Here is a 25,770-nt window from a genome sequence, read left to right as displayed (position 1 = left end):
ATTAACTTGATACTCATATCAGAAGCTTAAGAAAATAATATATATGCAATCAAATGAAGTTTTAAAAGCAATACAAAGTCGACGATCTGTTTTTCAAGCTAATTTTACGGATCAAGATGTTAATAAAGAAGATATCTTAACGATTTTAGACGCGGCGAATGCTGCTCCTACTCATAAAAGAACGCAACCTTGGCGTTTTACTATTTTCAAGGGCGAAGGTCTTGTTCGTCTAGGCACTGAACTTTCGCGTATTTATAAGGCGGTCACACCCGCAGAAAAATACTTGGAAAAAACAGAAATCACCATGGGTGAGAAGGCTACACAATCAAAAGTTGCTATTGCATTGATCGTTAATTATACTGGCGATGTGCCTGAATGGGAAGAATTGGCTGCTACGGCCTGTGCTATTGAGAATATGTGGCTAGCAGCACATTCCTTGGGCTTAGGTGGATATTGGGCAACTCCGGGGCTCATCAATCATTTAGGAAACTTCCTAAAGTTGGAAGAACATCAAAAATGCATTGGGTTATTCTATTTAGGCCACCACGAAACGGAAGCTAGAGAACCTATTCGATCTCCTATTGCTGATAAAATACGTTGGGAAGAATAAAACCGTTAGTACAACAATAAAAAGATAGTTTTTTAATATCCTAAAAAAAATGTTTTCCTTTTTCGTGATATAAAAAACTATCTTCTTCAACCTTTGTTAAAATTTCGATATTACTTGCTTTCCTCTTTTACACCGAAGCAGTGTGGCGGTTTTATGACTTGACTGAAATTATGCTCATCAGCAGGAAAAAGAATAATTAATTTCCCTTGATTACCTTGCCATTTAGGCCCCTGCTCGATCAACCTTAATACTTCTTTCTTTAAAGTTTCATTTGGCTGTCCATCAAAAATAAAATTCGTAAGTTTTCCATTTTTATCAACACTAAATTGAACTACAATCTTTCCACCCAGATCCTTTACCTGTGTATTTTTTTGCAGGTACTGTTCAAATGCATTCCATCCTCCTATCGGAGAGGCATCTCCACCAGTTAACAACGGTTCAATAGCAATCTTATTTTCTGGGTTGATTAATTCGACCTCAGTCGTACGACTGCTAGGTGAAGTAAAATTTCTAAAATAGATAAATGCGATCAATACGACAAAAATGACGCCCGCAGCGGATCCAATAGCCAATCGTTGCCAAGTGTAAAACTGAGCATTGCGTGTAGATTTAGTTTGTTCAACGCGACGGTTTAGTCTCTGCTGCAATAAACTCAATTGTCGCACATCTACTCCCTTTTGCATGCGATAACCTTCAATGGCATCCTGCAAAAAAGGATCTTCTAATGCTTCTTTTTCTAATTGAAACATTTCCTCTTTATTCATCAAACCACTGATGTAGTTCTGAATTCTGGATAATTGATAATTATTTTCCATTTTACTTATTCTCCATACAAATTTTCAGATTTCGCTTTCCATTCTGAATATAGCTTTTCACTTGATTCATGTCGAGGCCCGTCAAAGCGACAATATCTTTATAACACTTTTGTTCCAAGTAAAACAAACGGATGCAACGCTCCTGTTCAGGTTTTAAAGTCAGCATGCAACTTTCTAATTTTTCAAATTGACTTTCACTCCATTCTTTAGGATCTGATTCATCTAAATAATCATTGCCAATTGCAACTTGTTCATCGATGTCAACATAGTGAGTTCCTTTTCCTTTGCGTAACTGCATTAAACAGAAATTTTTTGAGAAGGTGTATAACCAACTTTTAAAATTATCAACTTCATGAATACGCAATTTTCGAATCAACTCTTCAAAAATTTGCATAACTGCATCTTGACTTTTGTCTACATCTTGCAGATACTTAAAACATACCCCATACAATAATGACATATAAGGAGCATACAATTTTCCCAGAAGATCCAAATCTCCTGTTATACGATATTGTATTAATAATTCCTTTTCACTCATACTTGGGATATTACTTTGATAAATTGATGCTTGAAGATACTGAATTCCATAAAAAATTAAGAAAACATTCCAAATTATATTGTCTAACTGGACTACAAAATATCATAATTTAAAAAATAAATAATTCTGAATTGATATATCGGTGAGCCATCAACAATATATTCATCTTTATTTTTGAACAATTCGTCTTATTTCGCTTGTCATTACATGTTTTAGTAAAGAAATTCAATAAGACGGTGAATAAGTTGACATGATTTAAAGGTATAGAAAAGGATAACTTGAATGTCGGTTCTCCTTTTTCTTTATAAATCTTAAAAACTATTTTTCAATCTGCCTTATTGAAATAACAGGAGTGCAATAATGAGCGTAACAATAACATTAAAAGTTTGCGCTATCAAAAATGCATAGAGGGGCTTTTTATTATCTTGCTGGAAGAGATCTTTGAAATTCGTTTCTAATCCAATGGATGTAAATGCTAGTGTAAACCAAAGTCCTTGAATAAATTTTAAACTTCCTTTAATCTCGGCATTAGTTTCGGGAGAGATTAAAAAGGAAAAAAGCAGGGATGCGAAAATAAAACCGAGCACAAACTTTGGGAATCTTTCCCAAATAATTTTCAATGTTGGTTTTTCTTTTTTGGTTTCGTCATCGACAGATTTGGAATAACTCCAATAAATACTAATGGCAAATGCAGCAATCCCTAGCAAAACATTTTGGGAGAATTTTACTATCGTACTTATTTTTAAAGCTTCTTCTCCAACTAGACTACCTGATGCTGCGACAGCACCTGAGGTATCAATAGATCCCCCAAGCCATGCACCGGTCACCTGCTGTGATAGTCCCATCAGCTCGGCTAGATAAGGCATAAAAATCATCATCGGAATCGCAGTGATCAAAACAAGTGAAATGACATAGGAAAGTTTTTTACTATCTCCTTTAATTGCTCCAGAGGTTGCAATAGCCGCTGAAACACCACAAATGGATACAGCACTCGATAACATCAAAGACATTTCTTTATCAATTTTTAGTTTTTTACAAATCCAAAAAGCAAAATACCAGACCGATATCACAACGACTAATGCTTGAATCAGTCCTAAAAAACCTGCTTTCAATATATCTCCAAAAATGACGGTAGTGCCGAGTAAGATCAAACCGATCTTGACATAAAGCTCCGTACTTAACGCATTCTTAAACCAATCTGGAAGATTAAACAAATTGCTGATCGCTAATCCTATGGCTAAACTAAAAATAACTGCTTCTAGGTTATAATCTTTGACAAATGCATTCCCTGCGAGGATCAATGCTAGCATAGTCAAGATATAAACGGTAGGAAATACGATCAATAAATTTTTCACTGATTTACCTAATAATGTCGCTCCCAGAATAGCCACTATAAAAACAAGTCCAAATTGTGTAGCAATTGCTTGCAGGTTATGATTTGAAAATACGAGATCTTTAAGTTCTGAAAAATTGCTCCAGCTAAAGCTTGGTTGGGGTACAATAACTCCAAAGATAGCTAAGAAAATAATTCCTAAGCCTAAAATAACAACTACCCAATCCTCAGCTAAGGAGAATGATTTCGAAGATGACATGTAAATAGGTTTTAATATTGAAACCCCAAATTTAGAAATATTATCCTTGTGGGCAACAGACAAACGAAAAAGTTACCAAATAAAAAAGCCGTGGTAAAAATACCACGACTTGCAAACCTATAATCATATGTTTAACCTAAAAACAATATTTATTTGCATCGATCAATTTCTTAGCGATACGTTGACGAGCATCTTTCACATTAAATGGTTCCGACTTAGTAAAACGGCGTAGTCCTACTAGCATCATTTTTAATTCGTCACCTTCAGCAAAAGAATTTAGTGCTTCTTTAGCTGCTACATTGACTTTATCTACCGTTGAATACAAGTAAATCTTAGCCATATCGGTAGCATCAGCACTTACTTCTGATCCCTTTGTATGATACAATTTCTCTGCCCTTAATAAGGCCGATTCAGCGATATATACATAACCAATCACATCGGCAATATTCATTAAAATCTCCTGCTCTTTAGATAAAGACATCATTAATTTTTGAACCGCAGCACCTGCGATCAATAATCCTGCTTTTTTCAGATTCGCAATAATTTTTTTCTCTGCAGCAAATGCTGTTTCATCTTCTTCTCCAAAATCAGGGATAGCCAACAATTCTGAAGCAACAGCTGTTGCTGGTCCCATTAGATCTATTTCACCTTTCATGGCACGTTTCAAAAGCATATCAACGACCAATAATCGATTTACTTCGTTTGTACCTTCAAAAATACGATTGATCCGGGAGTCACGATAAGCTCGTTCCATAGGAGCCTCAGCTGAATATCCCATTCCTCCATATATTTGTACTCCTTCATCTACAACATAATCTAACATCTCTGAACACCATACTTTAATAATAGCACATTCAATAGCAAACTGTTCTACCGATTTTAACTTTGCTTTCGCTTCATCCATACCCCCGGCAACTAAAGTTTCGTAAGCATCATCAATATTCTGTCCTGCACGATATGCTGCTGATTCGGTAGCAAATAAGCGGGTGGCCATTTCGGCTAACTTATAACGAATGGCTCCAAATTTTGAGATAGGCAAATTAAACTGTACACGTTCATTGGCATATTTAACAGCTTGCGTGATCACCATTCGAGATGAGCCAATCGTTGCTGCTCCTAATTTTATACGACCAATATTTAGGATATTGACGGCAATTTTAAATCCATTCTCGCGTTCGGATAACATATTTTCAACAGGGACCTCACAATCGTTGAAAAAAACCTGACGGGTAGAAGACCCTTTAATCCCTAATTTATGTTCTTCAGGATTCATACTGATCCCTCCGAAATCTTTCTCTACAATAAAGGCTGTCAAATTTTTATCATCATCAATTTTTGCAAAGACAATAAAAATATCAGCAAAGCCACCATTTGTAATCCACATCTTTTGACCATTGATGACATAATGGGTACCTGCAGCATTTAACTTTGCTGCTGTACGACCCGAATTGGCATCTGAACCAGAATTAGGTTCTGTTAAACAATAGGAAGCTTTCCACTCTCCTGTAGTCAATTTAGGAATATACTTTGCTTTTTGCTCGGCATTACCATAATATAGAATAGGGAGTGTGCCAATACCTGTATGTGCAGATAATGCTACTGCAAAAGAGAACCCTCCTCCTACTGCATCTGCTACCAGCATCGAAGTATTAAAATTTTTGCCAAAGCCACCGTATTCTTCTGGAATGGATACACCTAGCATACCTAGTGCGCCCGCTTTATCCATCAAACTTGGCATCAAACCCTCTTCTTGAGCATCGATACGGTCCAATTTATTTAAAACTTCTGTATCTAAAAAATCAATACAGGTCTGACGGATCATCTTTGCTTCTTCGTCAAATTCTTCTGGTATAAAAATATCGTTGTAAGAGGTTTCTTTGATGACAAATTCTCCGCCTTTAATTGTGTTACTCATAATTTTTCTGATTAAAGAGCAAAGGTTAAAGAACTTGATCCTCTTTCTTTGCTTCTATTTTTAAAAAAATGTTTTTACTCTTGTTGAATTTACTTATTCTGTCAATAACTTATTTGAATCGATGCTGAGATCTGTAATCCATCCCATCTTTAACAAGCTGCTGCATGCGTACTATGGTTCTATTGATTTTTGTTGGTCTACAGTAATTCGAAAATACCGGCGGCTCCCTGTCCAGTTCCTACACACATAGTAACCATACCATATTTCTTATTTCTACGCTTCAGCTCATTCAACACTTGAACAGTCAATTTTGCTCCCGTACAACCAAGTGGGTGCCCTAATGCAATGGCACCACCATTGACATTGACTTTTTCCTCATCGAGCCCTAATTCACGAATTACTGCTAAAGACTGTGAGGCGAATGCTTCATTCAATTCAAATAGATCAATATCCTCTTTGTTCAACCCCGCCATTTCCAAGGCTTTTGGTATCGCAAAAATAGGTCCAATCCCCATAATTCTTGGGGAAACACCTGCCACGGCATAACTAACTAGACGAGCGATAGGCTTTAGATTTAATTCTTTCATTTTTTTCTCAGAAACAACCAAGACGAAAGCGGCTCCATCTGAGGTTTGGGATGAATTACCGGCTGTGACAACACCATCAGCAGCAAAAACAGGACGTAACTTAGATAATGCTTCAATCGAAGAGTCCGCACGAGGGCCTTCGTCTGTATCGACAATATATTCTCTTGTTTCTAGTTTTTTGCCATCTTTCAGATAGTTTTCTTTTACTGTGATCGGAACTATACCATCTTTTAAGTGTCCATTTTTTATTGCTTCAATTGCTTTTTGATGTGACTTTAAAGAAAACGCATCTTGATCTTCTCTTGAGACATGGTACTCTTTGGCAACTGCTTCAGCAGTGAGTCCCATTCCCCAATACCAATCTGGGTTTTCTTTGGCCACTTGTGGATTTGGAACAATTTTCCATCCTCCAAAAGGCATTCCAGACATCACTTCAACACCGCCTGCAATAATACAATCAGCCATACCAGCTTTTATTTTTGCTACTGCCGTAGCTATGGTCTCCAGTCCTGATGCACAGTAACGATTCACAGTCACTCCTGGAACTTTATCTGTCTCTAAGCCCATTAAGGAGATTAAACGTCCTACGTTTAATCCCTGTTCTGCTTCTGGCATTGCGTTACCAACGATTACATCGTCAATTTCTTCTTTATTTAAATTTGGAACTGATGCGACCAAATGTTTGATTACATCCGCGGCCAAATCATCTGCACGCATAAAGCGAAATCCTCCACGAGGAGCTTTCCCGACTGCTGTACGATATCCTGCTACAATGTATGCTTCCATAATTTTTTTAGATGTGAGATTTAAATTTTAATTTCGCAACGGTTTTCCTTTTGTTAACATAAATTGGATGCGTTCGAGGGTTTTACGTTCGGCACATAATTCTAAGAAAGCTTTACGCTCAAGATCGAGCAAATATTGCTCAGACACTTCTGTTGGTTCCGACAATTCACCACCACATAAAACAGTTCCTAATTTTTCGGAAATCTTTTTATCATGATCTGAAATATAATTACCTGCACGCATTGAACTTGCTCCTACATATACAATACCTAAACCTTGTTTTCCCAACACTTTAATATCTGCCCGTTGCGCAGGTTGAATATATCCGGCATTAGCTAATTCTAAGGCTTTTTCTTTGGCATCAGCAATGAGCCTTGCTTTGTTCATCGTGATGGCATATTTACCTTTTTGTAAATAACCTAGTTCATAAGCTTCTACAGCAGAGGTTGACACCTTTGCTGTTCCAATGGTCAAAAAGCGATCTTTTAATGTATTTTGAACTATTTGATCGTCTTTATATTCATCTGAAGCATGCAAAGCAAATTCTTTAGTACCGCCCCCTCCTGGTATTACACCTACACCAAACTCCACTAAGCCCATATAGGTTTCAGCATGCGCCTGTACAAAATCAGCATGCATAGAAAATTCACAACCACCACCTAATGTCATTTGAAATGGTGCTACAACTACTGGAATGGAAGAATAGCGGAGACGCATCGAGGTATTTTGGAAGGCACGAACAGCCATATTGAGCTCATCGTAATCTTGCTCAGCGGCCATCATGAAGATCATGCCGATATTTGCTCCTGCAGAAAAATTCTTCCCTTCATTAGAAATGACCAATCCACGGTATTCTTTTTCTGCCAAATCAATTGCTTTATTGACTCCCTGAATCACATCGCCACCTATAGTATTCATCTTGGTATGGAATTCGCAATTGATAATACCATCGCCTAAGTCAATAATAGAAACTCCTGAGTTTTTCCAAATAGTCTTACTATCGCGAATGTGATCTAAAACAATCAGATCTTCTGTTCCTGGAATAGGTTTATATGATTTGGAGGTAATATCATAATAGTGGCGTACACCATTTTGAATCTTATAAAATGACTCGCAACCACTGGCTAACATATCATGAACCCATGGTGCTACTTGTCCACGTTGACCAGGGAGGCGCTTTTCTTCTGATTTTATTTTCTCAATAGTCTCTCTAACTCCTAAGGCATCCCAGACTTCAAAAGGACCTATCTCCCAGCCAAATCCGGCGCGCATGGCATCATCAATACGGAAAAAATCATCCGTAATCTCCGGTACACGATTGGAAACATATTCAAACAAAGGGTAATGCATGGCACGAAATAATTCTCCTGCTTTATCTTTACCTTGTTCATATACCTTCATTCGCTTGCGGATATCTTCTACCTGTTTTGTTGCTTCAAGAGTTGCTGATTTTACTTTTTCTTGTGGTCCAAATGCTAATGTTTTGAGATTTAGAGATTGAATCTCCGAATTTCCGGAAGCATCTTTTACTTTTTCGTAGAATCCTTTTTTAGTTTTTTCACCTAACCATTTATTTTCAACCATTTGGGTTATGAAAGATGGTAATTGAAAGACACCTTTGGCTTCATCATCGGGAGCATTTTGAGCAAGTCCATTGGCAACATTTACTAAAGTATCCAAACCAACAACATCAGCGGTACGAAAAGTAGCGGACTTAGGATGCCCCATTGCTGGTCCAGTGTATTTGTCTACTTCTTCCACAGTCAAACCAAGCGGTTCAACTAAATGTGTCAATGCTAACATGGAATAGACACCAATCCTATTACCGATAAATGCAGGAGTATCTTTACACAATACAACTGTTTTACCTAGCATTTTATCTCCAAATTCTAATAAGAAATCAACTACTTCTACCTTGGTATGTGGCGTAGGAATGATTTCTAATAATGGTAAATAACGTGGAGGATTGAAAAAGTGAGTTCCGCAAAAATGATCTTTAAAATCTTCTGAACGACCTTCTGTCATTAAATGTATCGGAATACCTGACGTATTTGATGTAATTAAAGTACCGGGTTTACGGTATTGCTCGACACGTTCAAATACAGATTTTTTAATATCCAATCTTTCCACGACAACCTCAATAATCCAATCACAAGAAGCGATCTCTGACATATTATCATCAAAATTTCCTGTTGCAATCCTTTTTACAAAAGATTTACTATAAATAGGAGATGGATTAGATTTGACAGCCGTTTCTAAAGACTGATTGACAATTCGATTGCGCACGATCTTACTTTCCAAAGTAAGTCCTTTTGCTGTCTCGGCTGGTAGTAATTCTTTTGGAGCAATGTCCAAGAGTAATACTTCTGCACCAATGTTAGCAAAATGGCAAGCGATTCTAGAGCCCATTACTCCAGAACCTAATACTGCTACTTTTCTAATGTTTCTACTCATTTATTTAATTGTTTTATTATCAATAATGGTTGTCTACTATTGATCGATGGTACTGTTTTCTTCTTGATAAGCAGTCGCTAATTCATTTAATTTGGTTAAAGATTTCATCAGTTGAACTCGCTCTTTCTCTGATAAGTTATCTTCTAAATATTGATTAAAATTACGCACGACATTTTTTGCAACTTCTCTCTTTTCTTTGCCTAATTCTGTTAGATAAACTTTGACTGATCGTTTATCAGATGCACTTGCTTCTCTATAAATAAATCCTAGCTTCTCTAAATTATTTAACACACGAGACAAACTGGTTGTTTTCACTCCTGTTAGATTTGCTATTTGTGACACTGGAGTGCCTTCTTTATGAATATTTATTAAAATATAGCCAGCTGCTTGTGTAAAACCATATTGCGTAGCAATTTGATTATACTTATTAGCAATCGTCTGCCAACCTGTTTTTAAAAAATAATCGATAGTTTTATTTTGACTCATAATCCGCTTTGTTATTTACTATGCAAGCATAACAAATCTAATTTATTTTTTTTGGATTTCAAATAGTTAATATTAAATTTTTAATAAATATTTGACGGAAATGAATAGTGCCTTACCAAGTTATTAAAATACCGATTATAATTGACAATATGCCACATTATCAAAATGTGGAAAACTTTTAACAACTATAAACCAACAACTTAAACAAAACACCCTTACAGTTATTCACATTTGTGTTTTTATATTCAAAATTAAATCGGTTACCTTTGTACAAACAAACATAAACGTATGGCTTTAGTTAATATACCGAGACTTGACTTGTTAAACTTTACTGAGGGGAATTCAGAACAACGCGGTCAATTTATCCAAGACATTGGAAAAGCTTTTAACGAAACTGGTTTCGTTACTATTGCTAATCATGGTCTATCAAAAGAATTAATAGACGAATTGTATCAAATCGTACCTGCATTCTTCTCATTACCGACAGAAACAAAATTGAAATATGAGTTTCCTGAACTTGCCGGACAAAGAGGGTATACAACAAAAGGTCGTGAAAAAGCAAAAGATTCGACGACTCCAGATTTGAAAGAATTTTGGCAAAGAGGACAAACAATCGTTGGAGAAGAATATAGTAAAACTGATTTCCCTGATAATCCGGAAGTTGCCGAATTACCTCGATTCAGTGAGATCACCGCCGAAGTATATAAAAAACTAGAAGATACTGGTCGCGAGCTATTAAAAGCAATTGCAACTTATTTGGAACTAGAAGAAGATTATTTCGAAAAATTCGTTATAAACGGTAACTCTATTTTACGGGCAATCCATTACTTTCCGATCCAAAATCCAGATGAATTAGCACCTGATGCTGTTCGTGCCGGAGCACACGAAGATATCAATTTAATTACTTTATTAATTGGCGCGAGTGCTGACGGACTTGAGGTTATGACAAAGGATGGTGAATGGTTTCCTATTAAAGCCAAAGGCGAAGATATCGTTATCAATGTTGGTGACATGTTGCAGCGCTTAACAAATAACAAGTTAAAGTCGACTACACACCGTGTCGTTAATCCACCGCGTGAATTAATGGGTAATTCGCGTTTCTCTATTCCTTTCTTCTTACATCCTAAAGCATCAATGAGCTTAGCTTGTTTAGATTCTTGTATCAGCGAAACCTATCCAAAGGCTTATCCTGATTATACTGCAGGTGAATATTTAGATGAACGTTTGCGAGAGATTGGTTTGAAGATGTAAGTTATCTTTTCCAAAAGGAAGATCAATCTTTCAAACAAACTGTTAATCCGAAATTAAAAATGGCCTGTTAAAAATTTAATAGGCCATTTTTAATTTTTAACATCATTAAAATCTTGATTTCTCTTTTGACAATGATCAATCAGGAAATCCATCTCAATCTGTTTAAAAAGAATAACCAAAACCTACGTTAAGGTAAATATTATGCATACTGAAATCGATCGAGTTGAAATCTTTTTCTAAAATATTATTGAAGCTATATGTAAGGTCTGTCAATAATTTAAAATGTTTATTCATTTTCCATTCTGTCCCAAGTTGGGTACCCCATTGAAATTTCCGAACATTGTCCGAGAAATCATATGTGGCCTGACTTCCGTCTTCAAACGATATTTTTGTTCCTGTTGGCTTATTTTGTCTTAAATAACCATCCGATACATATCCATCAAATGTATTGTCAATCAATCTTGAAAAATAGAGACCTCCATATAAATTCCATTTATCCGAAAGTTTATAAACAGCCAAAACAGGTATAGTAAAATATGTATTACTCACATTTGTCTGTACTTTTCCAGTATAGTAACCTCTTACTTTTGAATTATCCTTAACCACTTCTGTTAGATAATTCTTAACACGGGCATTGGTCTTCATTCCTTTTTCTTCAAAGCGAAGTCCTAATCGCACTCCCCATTTTCCATTTTCATGTATCCATTTAGTAGCGTTTGCTTCTAAACCAAAACTAAACCCGGGATTAAAACTTTCAATCTTTCTTATTTCACGAGGCATACCCAATGGACTACTACCGCCTACACTAAATTGAGCCTGTACTGCGTAATCAATATTTGTATTAAAAAAATTTGCACCACGGTTAGCTGTACTGTCTTGCGCCTGGGCATATTGGGTAACCATTAAACAAATAGCTACAACATAGAGTATTCTGTTCATTACAATAGTTTTATTATTTATATTCATCATTATTTTTTTTGACCTGTAACAAGCTCTACCTCATCAATAAATAAAGTACTTCCTACAGCACCATTAAAAATATCTCCTTCTATACTTGAACTAAATACTATAGTATACATATATTCTTTAGCTGGGTCAAAAGTTTTGCCATCCACAAAAGAAAAAGGCACATTAAATGCGGTCCATTTATCCGTTTCAATTTGTTCTTTGGAACCAATTCTAGCCACGCTGACAATACGGGCATCTTTAAAACCATGTGTACCTGTTAAGAAATTTTTATTTAAATCAGCTGTCTTCTCAAACAAAATTGCATATCCATCCCAGGTGTCTTGAGTAAGCTGTGATGTTTTGGAGTTATTTAGGAATTTTTCTCCAGCTTTGTATTTAAAAAAGCCCTTTAATGCTATGGGATTAGTATCGCTATTGTAAGGAATACCAAATCGAGTAGAATTTACCGTAGGAAAAGTCAACCTAAACTCTCCAACGAACAAATTACCAGCAGCCAATGGTGAACCGAACATCCCACCCAATGGACCGGTATCTTTCGTCATTAATTTAGCGGCCTTACCTAAATAACCATCTGTAACCTGCGAAGTTGGATAAAAAGATGGCACAAGATCCTTTTCATCTCCAACAAGTGTCCCAGCAAGAATATTATAGCCTTCATTTGCGGTTTCCCATATGAACTTTTTCTGACCTTGTGCTGTCAATTCAAAAAACTGATGATAATGACCAACAGGATTGTCCGTGTCAACAACTTGTGCATTTTCAAATGCAGCATAAAAATCTGCTCCTTCGTCGACGACAAATGAGACTGTATAAGTTTTTGACCAGGCACCATCTTGAGAAGTAACAATATATTGCTGTGGTACTGAAAAATCAAGTTCTGTACCGCTTTCAGGTAAGATGCTCGCCCCTGACGTTACCACAAATTCTGGTGCATGAAGATAAGTACCTGAAAAACGTTTTAATTTGAAAATAATCGTATTATTACCAATAGAAGGTGCTGTACTCAGCATTAAATCATCGTTAGGAATGCTCGCTTGCTCTATATCAGCCTCTGTATTCAGTGCTTCTTCTTTAATACAGCTATTCAATCCAAAAAGCAGTATCATACAAATCATAAACGAGAGAATTCGTTTTTGTTCCATAATAAATTAATATTTTAGTGTAAAATATCGTTAATGTATATTGAGAATTATTAACGTGGCGCAAAGTTAAGATTGTTGGGGTAACAACTTAAATTTAGCGGAGAAAAAAGCCCCTTGTCTCTAAAACTTGACAATTAAAGGAAATTCAACTGTTATTAAAGATTTTCTTTTATCTTTTTAGGCAATGATGCAAACACAAGATCATAACTATGATCAATTAATTCCAATAACTTCTGATCTGTCAATTCGCGATTTGCATGCACAGTGTTCCAGTGCTTCTTATTCATATGATAACCAGGAAATACGGTCTGTCCATACTCTTGTCTCAGTGTAATGGCATACTCTGGATCACATTTGACATTAAAAGATAAACTATCCAATTGATCTAAACCAACTAACAGGAAAACCTTAGCGGCAACTTTAAAAACCAAAGTATCTGGTCCAAAAGGAAGCTCTTCTGTAACTGCAGGCTTAGCTATACAATATTCACGTAGCTCTTCGATATTCATACAGGCTATTTTTTTTAAAGCTAAGAAATATTTATTATTTGCAAACTATACTGTTGTCTATTCTAGTTGTAAAAACAACGTCTATTGTTAATTATTGTTAATAGTTGTTTGTTTTTATAACATTGTGATTACAGAAATATTCGGACCCACTTAATATTCTATATTTGCGACATAACTTCACCTAAATACTATGATGAACAGGATACTTTTTCTGGTTTTATTTTTTTGTACAACATTGAGCTATGGTCAATCCTCTATTAAAGGTAAGGTCTTAGATAAAGGTGAAAACAAACCCCTCATGAATGCTTCTGTGATTTTACTATCTGCACAGGATTCTATATTAAAAGTATTTACTCGTACAAATGAGGAAGGCAACTTTTCTATTCAACCTCTAGAAAAAGGTAATTATCGCGTACTTGTAACTTATCCAAAATTTGAACTATTTAGTGACCTCATCACTGTAGAAGATACAAAGATAGATTTACATGATATTAAAATCAGTTCTAGAGCCCATGTTCTTGAGGAAGTTGTAATCACACAAAAACTACCTATAAAAATAAAGGGTGATACGATAGAGTATAATGCGGGTAGTTTTGAAACTGAAAAAAATGCCAAGCTTGAAGATTTATTAAGAAGATTACCGGGAATGACTGTGTCTTCGGACGGAACTATTACTGCTCAAGGGAAAACCGTATCAAAGGTATTGATAGATGGTGAAGAATTTTTTGGTTATGACCCTAAAATTGCGATTCGCAATGTTAGAGCAGATGCTATTGACAAAGTACAGGTATACGAGAAAAAATCTGATGAGGCTGAATTAACTGGAGTTGATGATGGAGTACGTATCAAAACCGTCAATGTAGTACTGAAAGAGGAAGCGCGAAAGGGAATTTTTGGAAATGCAAATGCTGCTCTAGGAACAAAAGGTTTATTTGACGCAGCACTATTTGCTGCTAAATTCAACAGGACGGAACGTATCGGATTGACTGGCAATTGGAATAACATGGGTGGCGGAAATGATTCTCGAATCAGATCCAATTCGAGCATACAAGGCAAACCAGAATACAAAAATATTGGTATTAATTATGATAACGTGTTTTTAAAGAAAAGATTGTCCTTAAACTCTAGTTACAATTTTAATAATAATAGCGCTTCTAATGAGAGGCAATCCTACAGTAAAGAGATTTTTCCAGATAAAACGCGAGAAACTACGGGCTACAGCACTTCAGATGATGATACTAAAAATAATAATTTCCGAACACAAGTTCGATTCAAAATTGATTCTATCCAGAATTTGGATGTTCAATTCAATGCGGGTAAATCAAATTCTCAAAGTAAAAGTACCTCAAATCGCACTATAACGAATAACGATACTACGCTAACAAATACTTTTAAAGAAAGAAATAATTCTAATGGCAATAACGATAACGCGGATTTTCGCATTAATTATAGAAGAAGATTAAATAACAACGGTAGATCGTTAAATGCACAGTTCAATACCCAGATATCGCAAAACAAATCTATTGCACAGGTAAACTCTACGACAAATTATTATAAAGAAAACGTAGTTGATAGCGTGGTGCTGGATCAGCAGCGTGTTAACTCCAGCACCAGCAATCGAATCGGTGCTTCTTTAAATCTTAATGAAAAAGTGTTTCAGGATCTATATTTGACCTTAGGGTATACGATGAATACCAATATTTCCAAAAGTCTTAATAATTCGTCTAATATAGATGAATTGGGAAAATACACCAAATTGGATTCTCTATATTCAAAAAATGAAGAAAATAGAAATTTCAATCAAGGGGCTAATATTCAAATAAACTATAATCTTAAAGACAAAATAAACGTCACTATTTCAAATACGATAAGCTATAAAAATCAAAAATTAATCGATACATATCGCGATATTGACCTAAAGCGTAACTTTTGGGATAATAACCTAAATATGAACATCAATTATAAATTAACATTAAATAAAAATTTGATGGTCAGTTACAGTACATCTAATAAGATTCCAACGTTTGGACAATTGCAATCTTTACAACCATTAACGAATCCATTATTTATACAATTGGGAAATCCTGATTTAAAAAAATCGACCGAAAATTCTTATAACTTCAATTTCAACAGTTTTAGTATTTTAAGAAGTTCTAGTTTCAATATTAATGCAGGAATTAGTACTACTCATAACCCGATTGCAAACAAAAGGGTGCTCGATACACTTGGTGTTACGACTAGTAATTATGTAAATATTAGTGATAAAGTCAATTGGTCTGCGCGAGTTTATTCAGGGTATAGCAAGCCAATATTCAATAATTTACTTCAGTTCAATCCCAATGCAAATCTAAGTTATGGTAATAGTTACGATTTTATCAATGGTGAATTAAACAATTCTAAAAATTACAATGCGAGTATAGGCTTTGGATTAAATAAACAAAATTCTAAAGTGATTGATTTCAACTTTTTTAGTAATATCGGCATCGACCGACAAGAAACTCTTTTAAAACCTGAATTAAATAACAACAGCTTAAGAACTAATTTTAATGCTGATATTAAATATTTCCTCCCTTACAAATTTGATTTAGTGCAGGTGGTTAACTATGGTTATACAGGTAAAAATAAAGTGTTCACAAAGGCTATTCACCAATTTTATATGAACCTCGAATTAAATAAAAAATTGATGAGCAATAATCTTCAATTGAGTTTAAAAGCTTTTGATATTTTTAAAACATTTAATACTATTAATCGATCATTTGATAGCAGTAATTTTTCTGAATCACAGCAACAGCTCTTAACGCAATACTTCATGGTCGGATTGAAATGGGATTTTAACAAAAACTTAGGAAAGAAAAATGACTAGATTATTAATAGGTTTTATGCTTTTATTAAGCGGGATGAACTCATTTGCCCAGCATGCATATTTTGCAACGAAAGGTAGCATCCAATATGAGAAAGTCGTGTATACAAAAGCACGAATGCGAGATATAATGGCAAAATATGGAGGTAATAATAGGGGTATGATGTATATGGGAAATATCGATGAGATGCCTGAAAGTTCGACCTCAAACTTCGTATTACAATTTGATGAGAATCAAACTGTCATGTCTCCTAGCGATACGAGTACACCAGTAAAATCAACAATGACAGCTCCTGGTATTACAAAAGGTGGTCGTTCCTCAGGGGGAGGTTCTCGCGGAGGTGCAGGTGCAGGTGGCTCGCAAAGAAATAATAATGGAGGAAATCGTATGGGGGGAATGATGAGAGTAAATAATAAGATGGGTGAGAAAATATATGTTCAAAATCTCAGATCCAGAACTTCGGAGGTCCAATTACAAATAGATGAAAAAATCCTGATCAAGGACAGTCTTCAACAAGTTACTTGGCGATTTACGGATGAGTTTAGAACCATTGCTGGTTACGAGTGTAGACGTGTCAACGGAGCAACAAAAGATTCATTATATCTTATTGCATTTTATTCGGAAGAGATTCCAATTTCTGCAGGTCCTGTTTTAACTAATGGATTGCCTGGTATGATATTAGGACTTGTAATTCCTGAAATGCATATTAATTACTGGGCTACAGAAGTCAAGTTTACGAATGATGAAATTTCAAATTCGTGGAGAGATAAAAAAGCGAAAGAAATGACGGCTAATGATTTTTTCAAATTGCTTTCTGGCAGTATATTTAGAGGTAGAGGAGGAAATGAATCTGAGCAAAAAAGACAAATATTAGAACAGATTATCTACTAAATCATCTGTTCTAATATTTATCAGGATAGTAGGCTTACTATTTCTTGTTGTATAGCAACTCCTTTATCATGATTATACCATTTTTGAATTTCTTCTTTTATCTCATGAAATTCAGCTCCCTTCTCCTTCATCATAACAAATAAATCTGTACAACCTTGAGGGCGTGGCCCCCAAACGGCAATATCTTCATCTTGTTCGTTGCGAATGATTAATTTAGGAATAGATTTGCCACCATTGGTCAAGTATTGTTCAATGATATAAGGTTCCGAATCACGGAGCTGAATATCCAATACAATAGCTGGATTGTTTTTGACCAACTGGTAAATCATGGGTACAGAATGTGCTGCATCTCCACACCAAGGTTCTGTAATCAAAATCCAATGTTGCTTGATTGATATTCCATTTATAAAAGAAGTGGTTTCAGCATTTGGCTGGAATTTTTTCAACCAACGGTTCATACGTGACCAATTTAGCTTCGTATAGCTTAAAATTTCTTCATCTTGATAAACTTCATATTGCTGTGGATCATCTAATATGGTTTGAAAATAAGATATGTATTCGTCGAACTGCATAAAATAGCTTTTTTATTTAGGAACACAATATGACAAAATTTTGCCATTTGTACAATTCAGACATAATAAATAAACACAGAAATGACAGTTTGTCACCAATACTGACGTTACATTACTAATTTCATCCAATTTCATGCAAACAAAATGATTGGCACAAGGGTTGATTAGGGTAGATATACAAACAGATTAGTAAAAAATAAATATATATAATATGTCTAAAATAATAGGAATCGACTTAGGTACGACCAATTCATGTGTTGCTGTAATGGAAGGTAACGAGCCGGTAGTTATTGCTAACAATGAAGGTAAACGTACAACTCCTTCTATCGTTGCTTTTGTTGAAGGTGGAGAACGTAAGGTTGGTGATCCAGCAAAACGTCAAGCGATCACAAACCCAACTAAAACTATTTATTCTATTAAACGCTTTATGGGTTTATCATATGATGAGTCTGTAAAAGAAGCGCAACATGTACCTTACAATGTAGTAAAAGGCGACAATAATACACCTCGTGTAGAAATTGACGACCGTAAATATACGCCTCAAGAAATTTCGGCTATGATTCTTCAAAAAATGAAGAAAACTGCAGAAGATTTCTTAGGTCAAGAAGTAACTGAAGCTGTTATTACAGTACCTGCATACTTTAATGATGCACAACGCCAAGCAACTAAAGAAGCTGGTGAAATCGCTGGTCTAACAGTTAAACGTATCATCAACGAGCCAACAGCTGCAGCTTTAGCTTACGGTCTAGATAAAGCACACAAAGACATGAAAATTGTTGTTTTTGACTGTGGTGGTGGTACACATGACGTTTCTGTATTAGAATTAGGTGATGGTGTATTTGAAGTAAAATCTACTGACGGTGATACTCACTTAGGTGGTGATGACTTTGATAACGTAATCATCAACTGGTTGAATGATGAGTTTAAAAACGAAAACAATGGCTTTGACTTGAAAAAAGATCCAATGGCGTTGCAACGTTTGAAAGAAGCTGCTGAGAAAGCTAAAATTGAGTTATCAAGCACAACTTCGACTGAAATCAATTTGCCATACATCACTGCTGATGCAACAGGACCGAAACACTTAGTTCGTCCTTTATCACGTGCTAAATTTGAGAGCTTAGCTGCTGACTTGATCAAACGCACAATCGATCCTTGTCGTTCTGCATTGAAAAATGCTGGATTCAGTACAGGTGATATCGATGAGATCATCTTAGTTGGTGGTTCTACACGTATCCCTGCAATCGTTGATGCAGTAAAAGCATTCTTCGGAAAAGAGCCTTCTAAAGGTGTTAACCCTGATGAAGTTGTTGCATTAGGTGCTGCTATCCAAGGTGGTGTATTAACTGGTGAAGTGAAAGACGTATTATTATTAGACGTTACTCCTTTATCATTGGGTATCGAAACTATGGGTGGTGTAATGACTAAGTTAATTGAAGCAAATACAACTATTCCTACTAAAAAGTCGGAAACGTTTTCAACTGCTTCTGATAATCAACCATCTGTTGAAATCCACATCTTACAAGGTGAGCGTCCAATGGCAGCTCAAAACCGTACGATTGGCCGTTTCCACTTAAATGATATCCCTTCAGCTCCTCGTGGTGTTCCTCAAATTGAAGTAACATTTGACATCGATGCAAATGGTATCATCAAAGTTTCTGCTAAAGATAAAGCAACTGGAAAAGAGCAAAATATTCGTATCGAAGCTTCATCTGGTTTATCTGACGAAGAAATCAAAAAAATGAAAGAGGAAGCTGAAGCAAATGCTGAAGCAGATCAAAAAATGAAAGAAGAAGCAGACAAAATCAATGGTGCTGATGCTTTGATTTTCTCAACTGAAAAACAATTAAAAGAATACGGAGATAAAATTTCAGCAGATAAAAAAGCGGCTATCGAAGCTGGTTTAGTAAAATTGAAAGCTGCTTTTGAAGCAAGAAGTTTTGCTGATATCGATTCAGCTTCTGCGGAAGTAAACAATGCTTGGAATGCTGCTTCTGAAGAGATGTATGCTGCTTCACAAGGCGGTTCACAACCTCAAGGTGATGCTGGTCAAGCTAACAAAGGTAACCAAGGTGGTGATGATGTAACTGACGTAGAATACGAAGAAGTTAAGTAATCTAACTCCTCCTCAAATAAAAAAGCTCGAAGATTTGTCTTCGGGCTTTTTTTTCACTTATTTTATCAAAACCATACTTTTGTTCTACTGGAATATACATCTATCAATATCTGATATTACAGCACGACCATAGAGGTTTCAGCCAACTGCCAAATGGTCTTTAGATCGATACGATTACTTTTTGTAATGACTCAATATCCCTTTGTCTAATGTTGCCCAAATACCTGCTGGCATATTTGCTTTTTTTAAGGCTTCATTTGTCCAAGTATTACATGAGTAAAACATACTATATGATCCCTTTGCTTCATAAAAAGCATCTGAATCTCCATACTGTGCACTGGTATTAATTACAATGGGTTTATTTTCAGTATCATATTCCAACGATGATTTCACAAAATCAATAAGGGTTTGATATTGTACCGTATCAATCATGTACTTAAAACATAGCTCGCTTTCGGTTATTTCTTTATGATAAGTTACGTGAAGTGCTGTCTCGCCAATACCAGTTGCAGCAACAAATGCAGTAGAAGCTTTTAAATCTTTCCATTCTGGAGTATTTAAATAAAAACCCTTATCACCCCAGCCTACTCCCACATAACTATAATCTGTTTCTTTTGCCTTGTTATTTTGAAAGGGAAATAACGTGGACCACTCCATCTGACTGGTTCTAACAGGTACTACCAGATCAGTATGAACACCATTGGACATAATATACACGGCAACCTCTTTCGGCAGTATAGAGGGCTCCCTATGTGCACTTATGCGTGAAAGAATGCGCTCTGACAACCAATACACAAAAACGATCACGATTATGCTGATTAGGATATATAATAACACTTTCAATATTTTTTTCATGTTTATAATGGACTTGAATACTAGGATGAAAATACTTCCTACTATTCAAACATAAAAAAAACCCGTAACAAATGTGACGGGTTTAAGAAAATACTATGATTATATCTTAAAATAATTTTTCTGGATAAGCTCCATCGGCGATTAATTTTAAAATAGATGCCTGTACAATTTCCTTATCTTCTTTATAGGTAACACCGAACCATTTTGATGATGTCGGGATAACTTTAAAATCGGCTTGCTTAGTTTGCACCAAATAATCTGCTACAGAAGGTATAAAAAACTCGGATTTAGGGTCTTCTGCATTTTTTTCAACAAAATCTTTGAACATACCTTCAGCAACTTCAAAAACCTTAGGAGTGAAACCCCAAAAATTCATTGATACACGGCTTTTTGGATCCAATTCAGTAATGACATCGCCTTCTTCAAAGACAATCTTTTTCTCACCGTCAAGTTCTTTATAATAAATTTTAGTGCGTTCTGTTACACTTTCCATATGTCCAGAAGGACTTACTTCACAAACACCTCTAGATACATAACCATAATCGGATAGCGTATTGCCTACTTGAAATCCCATTAACGCCATTTGCTCATCTGATACTTCTGTTGTTAAGAATTTCGCCATTTTTTGGTAGGAGTCTGTTCCATAAAAATCATCAGCATTGATTACACAAAAAGGTTCATTGACATTATTTTTAGCACTCAATACCGCATGTGCAGTACCCCAAGGTTTAGCACGCTCTATTTCACGGTCAATGCCATATTTCTTCAAATCAAAATCTTGGAAAGCATAATCTACTTCGATCTTTCCTTTCAATTTTTCGTCAAAGACCTCTTTCATTTTATCTAAAAATTCTTCACGAATTATAAATACTACTTTGCCAAACCCAGCATTGATAGCATCATAGATAGAATAATCAATAATAGTTTCGCCGTGAGGCCCAAAAGCATCGATCTGTTTCAATGATCCGTAACGGCTAGCCATACCTGCTGCCAAAATTAATAAAGTTGGTTTACTCATATCCAATTTCTAGGTCGTTTCTAGTTTAAATTTTTGCAAATATATACATATTAGATTACTTTTTCTTAAAGAATGCTGTTAACAAACCACTTGCTAATTTTCCTAACAGCTTGACCCCTTCCCTAGCTAAGGTTGTTGTTGCCGTTTTCTGTGCAGCTTCTAATGGGGTCTGTCTTCTTGAAGTGCTTTTTGAACGCTTTTCTTCTTCTTTGGCACGGGTCAATTGCTCTTGTTGATGTGCAGCAATTTCCATTTTCTCATCGATGATCTCTGCTGCGGAGCGATTCTCTTCGCGCTGCTGATATTTGGTATACAGATCTGAACGCGTTATGAGGTCATCATAAGTCGTCGTATCTGCTGGTCCCATTACAGCTCGAGCGGGTACAAGATGTGTAGCCACGACTTCTGTAGGAATTCCTTTATCATTTAACACCGTAATCAATGCTTGCCCGGTGCCCAATGATGTCAGAATTTGATCAATTGCATAAAAATCCGATTTTGGATAAGTCTTGACGGTCTTTCTTAAGTTCTCGGTGTCATTTGGCGTAAAAGCACGTAACGCGTGCTGAATACGATTTCCCAATTGGGCTAAAACAGATTCTGGAACATCTGTTGGAGATTGAGTACAGAAGAAAATACCAACCCCTTTGGAACGAATCAATCTAACAATTTGCTCGACTTGTGTCATGAATGTCTTTGAAGCATCTTTAAACAGCAAGTGAGCTTCATCAAAAAAGAAAACCAATTTTGGTTTATCTAAGTCTCCTACCTCAGGTAAATTTTTAAATAATTGTGCTAAAATACTTAATAAAAAAGTTGAAAATAGCACTGGTTGGTCTTGAACATCCGAAATATTCAATAAACTTATAACTCCCTTACCATCTACTTTTTGAAACAAATCTCGGATATCAAATTCCTTCTCGCCAAATATATGCGCGACTCCTTGTTGCTCTATAGCCACTATTTTACGTAAAATAGTTCCAGAACTTGATGTACTTATTTTACCATAATCATCTTTAATCTCTTCACTGCCTGGACCATCGGCCAGATAACTTAATAATTTTTTAACATCATTAAAATCGACTAAAGGCATATTGTGATCTTGCGCATATTTAAATATTGCGGCTAAAACTCCAGTTTGCGTATCATTCAATTCCAAAATTCGTGCTAATAGAATCGGACCAACATCGGATACTTTAATCCGCATAGTGGTTCCCTTATTCCCAGTCAATGAAAACAATTCAACAGGAAAACTAGCGGGCTGAAATGGAACACCAACGGCATTACCTCTATCGATCAGCGCTTGATTGGTTTGGCCCTCTAGAGCTAGACCTGACAAGTCACCTTTGACATCCAACATGAAAACAGGAACACCACTGTCGGACAACTGTTCAGCAATCAATTGTAAGGTTCGCGTTTTACCTGTACCCGTTGCCCCAGCAATCAAACCATGGCGGTTCATCATTTTTAAAGCTAAATTAACTTGAGCATCAGCAAGGATATTCCCCTCTAAAATACCGGCTCCTAAATAAATGTAGGCACCTTTAGGATTATAGGATGCTATTACTTTTTCAATAAATAATGCTTGATCTTCCATTCTTTAATATACTAGTTTTATAAAGGAACCAGTCCTTATCTTAAAAATACCTCCACCTTTTACAAATTATATTTCTTACATTAAATATAGAACGAAATATTGAGTCTTTGTAATTTTTTTGTCAGCAAGGACTTTTTTTCAAAAAATTAATAATTTTTTAACATGAAAAATGTATTTTTACGTACTCTAAAAAAGGGAACAGATACAGCTTTGAAAAAAAATGTTTAATAAAAAAATTAGAAATATCGCAGCTCTATTATGTGCTTTAATCTTTTTCGTAAAGATGAGCATATCGATAACGCCTATATTTTCTTCTTTATTAGATCAAAACACAATTCTTCAAATTGTGCTCCAATTAGAAATTGAAAACAACAATGGTGCACACAGTGATAGTAATGAATCTGGTTCAAAGTTTTTTAATGCTAAAACGGAAGAATCCTATTTCTTAGCCATCATTACTGATAATCATGGGAATCAAAAGCATTACTTGAAAAATGAAAAAAGTATTCGCGCATTCCACCCTTCTGTTCCTACGCCGCCTCCTAACTGTTAATTTTCCCTTTCTGTGCCTTCGTGCATGAAATAAACTTTAATCACGTCTGATTAGAGCAAAATATTGTAAAATATCAGGTAAAATTTTAGACAAAAACTAATGTTTGGAACTCGTATGTCTGCTTTTCTAAAACTATCGAAAAGAGACTTAAAATATGATGTACCCGCTAGTGTTGTGGTGTTTTTAGTAGCACTCCCACTATGTTTGGGTATTGCAATGGCCTCTGGTGCGCCATTGTTTGCAGGATTGTTAACAGGAGTGATTGGCGGTGTCGTCGTCTCTTCTATCAGTAAATCACCTTTGAGCGTCAGTGGCCCTGCAGCTGGTCTTACGGTCATTGTTTTGGGCGCTATTCAGAGCCTCGGTGCCTATGAAACTTTTTTATTAGCTGTAGTTATTGCAGGTGTTATCCAATTGATTCTTGGAGTCGTTAAAGCCGGCATGATAGGAAATTATTTCCCTTCTTCTGTGATCGTCGGAATGCTTGCTGCAATTGGGATCACCATCATATTGAAGCAAATTCCGTTGGCACTTGGTATGATGGAAACTCATGCTTTTGAGCTTGATAATGGCCATGGAATCGGCGCATTTACAGACACATTGATGTCTTCAATTGGCCCCGGTGCTTTGATAATTTGTATACTTTCATTGATTGTCTTAATCTATTGGTCTAAAATTCCAAAGCTAAACAAGATCCCAGCTCCATTAATTGTAGTTGCTCTTGGAATAGGCTTATCGTTTGCTTTTAATGGTACACGTTTTCAATTAGCAGAGTCACAATTTGTACTTGTACCCATTGTCAATTCCTTTGCTGAATTCACAGGGCTATTTACACTTCCAGATTTCACGCAAATCATCAATAAAGAGGTCTGGATAGTCGCTTTCACCATTGCAATTATTGCCAGTTTAGAGACTCTATTAAGTATCGAGGCGGTTGATAAAATTGATCCATTCAAAAGAAATACACCCACTAATCGTGAACTTATCGCTCAGGGTGTCGGCAATATAACAAGTGGTTTATTGGGAGGTTTACCAATGACGTCAGTTATTGTACGCTCATCAGCCAATGTGAACGCTGGCGGAAGAACTAGACAATCGGCATTACTTCATGGTATTTGGTTACTATTAGCAATTCTAATCATCCCTAATGTTTTAAACTTTATTCCATTATCCTGTCTAGCGGCTATTTTATTGCAAACTGGATTTAAATTAGCCAAACCCGCTTTATTTACTTCCATGTATAAAAAAGGACTTGATCAATTCATTCCTTTCTTTGCAACAATTGTAGCCATTGTATTGACAGACTTACTCATGGGTGTGGGTATTGGACTTGTGGTAGCTACTTTTTATATTTTAAAAGCGAATATGCAAAATGCTTTTAAATTTGATATTGTAAAACAAGATGACTACGATAAAGCTGTCATCACGCTGGCAGAGGAGGTATCTTTTTTAAATAAAGCACCTATACAGCAAAAGCTTTATAGCTTACCTAAATCTGTTGGTTTGATTGTTATCAATGGTACAGCAAGTAAATTCATTGATAAGGATGTCATTGAGGTCATTAAAGATTTTCAACAAAATGCATTGACCAAAGGAAAGCGTATTGAACTGACAGATGTTGAATACAAGAAAAAATAATAAAATAAAAACAATTAA

General features: G+C 35.7%; 21 protein-coding genes. 7 read left to right on the top strand and 14 right to left on the bottom strand.

What is annotated here, in order from left to right; genetic code table 11:
- The first annotated feature begins 43 nt into the window (after positions 1 to 43).
- On the top strand, positions 44 to 610 hold the full coding sequence (locus MUB18_RS07710; protein WP_248755537.1) for a nitroreductase: 567 nt from the start codon (positions 44 to 46) through the stop codon (positions 608 to 610).
- 110 nt (positions 611 to 720) lie between these two features.
- On the opposite strand, the gene MUB18_RS07705 is transcribed toward MUB18_RS07710, so the two are convergent.
- The 7 genes from MUB18_RS07705 to MUB18_RS07675 all read right to left on the bottom strand — a co-directional run bounded on the left by MUB18_RS07705 (position 721) and on the right by MUB18_RS07675 (position 9,783).
- Positions 721 to 1,425, bottom strand: a complete 705-nt coding sequence (locus MUB18_RS07705; protein WP_248755536.1) for a hypothetical protein — start codon at positions 1,423 to 1,425, stop codon at positions 721 to 723.
- A 1-nt stretch (position 1,426) separates the two neighbouring features.
- The gene (locus MUB18_RS07700; RefSeq protein WP_045755211.1) at positions 1,427 to 1,963 is read right to left on the bottom strand and encodes an RNA polymerase sigma factor; all 537 of its coding nucleotides are present in this window, start codon (positions 1,961 to 1,963) and stop codon (positions 1,427 to 1,429) included.
- A gap of 335 nt (positions 1,964 to 2,298) precedes the next feature.
- Positions 2,299 to 3,555, bottom strand: a complete 1,257-nt coding sequence (locus MUB18_RS07695; protein ID WP_248755535.1) for a YeiH family protein — start codon at positions 3,553 to 3,555, stop codon at positions 2,299 to 2,301.
- 136 nt (positions 3,556 to 3,691) lie between these two features.
- Positions 3,692 to 5,470, bottom strand: coding sequence for an acyl-CoA dehydrogenase family protein (locus MUB18_RS07690; protein WP_094773215.1), 1,779 nt, complete (start codon positions 5,468 to 5,470; stop codon positions 3,692 to 3,694).
- 197 nt (positions 5,471 to 5,667) lie between these two features.
- Positions 5,668 to 6,843, bottom strand: a complete 1,176-nt coding sequence (locus MUB18_RS07685) for an acetyl-CoA C-acyltransferase (protein WP_248755534.1) — start codon at positions 6,841 to 6,843, stop codon at positions 5,668 to 5,670.
- Positions 6,844 to 6,870: 27 nt separating this feature from the next.
- Positions 6,871 to 9,297 (bottom strand): 3-hydroxyacyl-CoA dehydrogenase/enoyl-CoA hydratase family protein, encoded by a 2,427-nt coding sequence (locus MUB18_RS07680; protein ID WP_248755533.1) that lies wholly within the window; start codon positions 9,295 to 9,297, stop codon positions 6,871 to 6,873.
- 36 nt (positions 9,298 to 9,333) lie between these two features.
- Entirely contained in the window at positions 9,334 to 9,783 is a 450-nt protein-coding gene (locus tag MUB18_RS07675) for a MarR family winged helix-turn-helix transcriptional regulator (protein WP_045752410.1), read from the bottom strand.
- Positions 9,784 to 10,071: 288 nt separating this feature from the next.
- Here MUB18_RS07675 and MUB18_RS07670 point away from each other — a divergent pair, with 288 nt between their 5' ends.
- Positions 10,072 to 11,034 (top strand): isopenicillin N synthase family dioxygenase, encoded by a 963-nt coding sequence (locus tag MUB18_RS07670; protein WP_045752411.1) that lies wholly within the window; start codon positions 10,072 to 10,074, stop codon positions 11,032 to 11,034.
- A 162-nt stretch (positions 11,035 to 11,196) separates the two neighbouring features.
- On the opposite strand, the gene MUB18_RS07665 is transcribed toward MUB18_RS07670, so the two are convergent.
- The 3 genes from MUB18_RS07665 to MUB18_RS07655 all read right to left on the bottom strand — a co-directional run bounded on the left by MUB18_RS07665 (position 11,197) and on the right by MUB18_RS07655 (position 13,654).
- Positions 11,197 to 11,973 (bottom strand): porin family protein, encoded by a 777-nt coding sequence (locus MUB18_RS07665; RefSeq protein WP_248755532.1) that lies wholly within the window; start codon positions 11,971 to 11,973, stop codon positions 11,197 to 11,199.
- Between the two features lie 29 nt (positions 11,974 to 12,002).
- Complete coding sequence (locus tag MUB18_RS07660) at positions 12,003 to 13,145, bottom strand: PCMD domain-containing protein (RefSeq protein ID WP_248755531.1); 1,143 nt, start codon at positions 13,143 to 13,145, stop codon at positions 12,003 to 12,005.
- A 155-nt stretch (positions 13,146 to 13,300) separates the two neighbouring features.
- On the bottom strand, positions 13,301 to 13,654 hold the full coding sequence (locus MUB18_RS07655; protein WP_094773210.1) for an MmcQ/YjbR family DNA-binding protein: 354 nt from the start codon (positions 13,652 to 13,654) through the stop codon (positions 13,301 to 13,303).
- A 190-nt stretch (positions 13,655 to 13,844) separates the two neighbouring features.
- On the opposite strand from MUB18_RS07655, the gene MUB18_RS07650 reads away from it, so the two are divergent.
- Both MUB18_RS07650 and MUB18_RS07645 read left to right on the top strand, forming a co-directional pair.
- Complete coding sequence (locus tag MUB18_RS07650; protein ID WP_248755530.1) at positions 13,845 to 16,517, top strand: outer membrane beta-barrel protein; 2,673 nt, start codon at positions 13,845 to 13,847, stop codon at positions 16,515 to 16,517.
- Positions 16,510 to 17,406, top strand: coding sequence for a GLPGLI family protein (locus MUB18_RS07645; RefSeq protein WP_248755529.1), 897 nt, complete (start codon positions 16,510 to 16,512; stop codon positions 17,404 to 17,406). The genes MUB18_RS07650 and MUB18_RS07645 overlap by 8 nt, the downstream gene beginning before the upstream one ends.
- Before the next feature lie 20 nt (positions 17,407 to 17,426).
- Here MUB18_RS07645 and MUB18_RS07640 read toward each other — a convergent pair whose 3' ends face one another.
- Positions 17,427 to 17,978 (bottom strand): thioredoxin family protein, encoded by a 552-nt coding sequence (locus tag MUB18_RS07640; RefSeq protein WP_248755528.1) that lies wholly within the window; start codon positions 17,976 to 17,978, stop codon positions 17,427 to 17,429.
- Between the two features lie 211 nt (positions 17,979 to 18,189).
- Here MUB18_RS07640 and dnaK point away from each other — a divergent pair, with 211 nt between their 5' ends.
- Entirely contained in the window at positions 18,190 to 20,091 is a 1,902-nt protein-coding gene (dnaK, locus tag MUB18_RS07635) for a molecular chaperone DnaK (RefSeq protein ID WP_045752415.1), read from the top strand.
- Between the two features lie 174 nt (positions 20,092 to 20,265).
- On the opposite strand, the gene MUB18_RS07630 is transcribed toward dnaK, so the two are convergent.
- From MUB18_RS07630 to MUB18_RS07620, 3 genes are all read right to left on the bottom strand, one after another.
- Complete coding sequence (locus MUB18_RS07630; protein ID WP_248755527.1) at positions 20,266 to 20,946, bottom strand: TIGR02117 family protein; 681 nt, start codon at positions 20,944 to 20,946, stop codon at positions 20,266 to 20,268.
- Positions 20,947 to 21,052: 106 nt separating this feature from the next.
- The gene (locus tag MUB18_RS07625) at positions 21,053 to 21,964 is read right to left on the bottom strand and encodes an NDP-sugar synthase (protein WP_094773205.1); all 912 of its coding nucleotides are present in this window, start codon (positions 21,962 to 21,964) and stop codon (positions 21,053 to 21,055) included.
- 55 nt (positions 21,965 to 22,019) lie between these two features.
- A complete protein-coding gene (locus MUB18_RS07620) occupies positions 22,020 to 23,561 on the bottom strand; it encodes a helicase HerA-like domain-containing protein (RefSeq protein WP_248755526.1) in 1,542 nt (513 codons plus the stop codon).
- A gap of 220 nt (positions 23,562 to 23,781) precedes the next feature.
- Here MUB18_RS07620 and MUB18_RS07615 point away from each other — a divergent pair, with 220 nt between their 5' ends.
- Positions 23,782 to 24,114 carry a hypothetical protein gene (locus MUB18_RS07615; protein WP_248755525.1) on the top strand — a complete coding sequence of 111 codons (333 nt, stop codon included), beginning with the start codon at positions 23,782 to 23,784 and terminating at the stop codon, positions 24,112 to 24,114.
- A gap of 99 nt (positions 24,115 to 24,213) precedes the next feature.
- Positions 24,214 to 25,752: a SulP family inorganic anion transporter gene (locus tag MUB18_RS07610; RefSeq protein WP_045752418.1), complete on the top strand. Its 1,539-nt coding sequence runs from the start codon at positions 24,214 to 24,216 to the stop codon at positions 25,750 to 25,752.
- Positions 25,753 to 25,770 lie beyond the last annotated feature (18 nt).

Source organism: Sphingobacterium sp. PCS056 (assembly GCF_023273895.1).
Lineage (GTDB): Bacteria > Bacteroidota > Bacteroidia > Sphingobacteriales > Sphingobacteriaceae > Sphingobacterium.
The sequence above is the reverse complement of the archived record's forward strand: the minus strand, read 5'-3'. Positions and strand labels throughout refer to the sequence as shown.

Coding starts and splice junctions, on each gene's coding strand:
- MUB18_RS07710 (WP_248755537.1), top strand. CDS start 44: ATGCAATCAAATGAAGTTTTAAAAGCAATACAAAGTCGACGATCTGTT.
- MUB18_RS07705 (WP_248755536.1), bottom strand. CDS start 1,425: ATGGAAAATAATTATCAATTATCCAGAATTCAGAACTACATCAGTGGT.
- MUB18_RS07700 (WP_045755211.1), bottom strand. CDS start 1,963: ATGAGTGAAAAGGAATTATTAATACAATATCGTATAACAGGAGATTTG.
- MUB18_RS07695 (WP_248755535.1), bottom strand. CDS start 3,555: ATGTCATCTTCGAAATCATTCTCCTTAGCTGAGGATTGGGTAGTTGTT.
- MUB18_RS07690 (WP_094773215.1), bottom strand. CDS start 5,470: ATGAGTAACACAATTAAAGGCGGAGAATTTGTCATCAAAGAAACCTCT.
- MUB18_RS07685 (WP_248755534.1), bottom strand. CDS start 6,843: ATGGAAGCATACATTGTAGCAGGATATCGTACAGCAGTCGGGAAAGCT.
- MUB18_RS07680 (WP_248755533.1), bottom strand. CDS start 9,297: ATGAGTAGAAACATTAGAAAAGTAGCAGTATTAGGTTCTGGAGTAATG.
- MUB18_RS07675 (WP_045752410.1), bottom strand. CDS start 9,783: ATGAGTCAAAATAAAACTATCGATTATTTTTTAAAAACAGGTTGGCAG.
- MUB18_RS07670 (WP_045752411.1), top strand. CDS start 10,072: ATGGCTTTAGTTAATATACCGAGACTTGACTTGTTAAACTTTACTGAG.
- MUB18_RS07665 (WP_248755532.1), bottom strand. CDS start 11,973: ATGAACAGAATACTCTATGTTGTAGCTATTTGTTTAATGGTTACCCAA.
- MUB18_RS07660 (WP_248755531.1), bottom strand. CDS start 13,145: ATGGAACAAAAACGAATTCTCTCGTTTATGATTTGTATGATACTGCTT.
- MUB18_RS07655 (WP_094773210.1), bottom strand. CDS start 13,654: ATGAATATCGAAGAGCTACGTGAATATTGTATAGCTAAGCCTGCAGTT.
- MUB18_RS07650 (WP_248755530.1), top strand. CDS start 13,845: ATGATGAACAGGATACTTTTTCTGGTTTTATTTTTTTGTACAACATTG.
- MUB18_RS07645 (WP_248755529.1), top strand. CDS start 16,510: ATGACTAGATTATTAATAGGTTTTATGCTTTTATTAAGCGGGATGAAC.
- MUB18_RS07640 (WP_248755528.1), bottom strand. CDS start 17,978: ATGCAGTTCGACGAATACATATCTTATTTTCAAACCATATTAGATGAT.
- dnaK (WP_045752415.1), top strand. CDS start 18,190: ATGTCTAAAATAATAGGAATCGACTTAGGTACGACCAATTCATGTGTT.
- MUB18_RS07630 (WP_248755527.1), bottom strand. CDS start 20,946: ATGAAAAAAATATTGAAAGTGTTATTATATATCCTAATCAGCATAATC.
- MUB18_RS07625 (WP_094773205.1), bottom strand. CDS start 21,964: ATGAGTAAACCAACTTTATTAATTTTGGCAGCAGGTATGGCTAGCCGT.
- MUB18_RS07620 (WP_248755526.1), bottom strand. CDS start 23,561: ATGGAAGATCAAGCATTATTTATTGAAAAAGTAATAGCATCCTATAAT.
- MUB18_RS07615 (WP_248755525.1), top strand. CDS start 23,782: ATGTTTAATAAAAAAATTAGAAATATCGCAGCTCTATTATGTGCTTTA.
- MUB18_RS07610 (WP_045752418.1), top strand. CDS start 24,214: ATGTTTGGAACTCGTATGTCTGCTTTTCTAAAACTATCGAAAAGAGAC.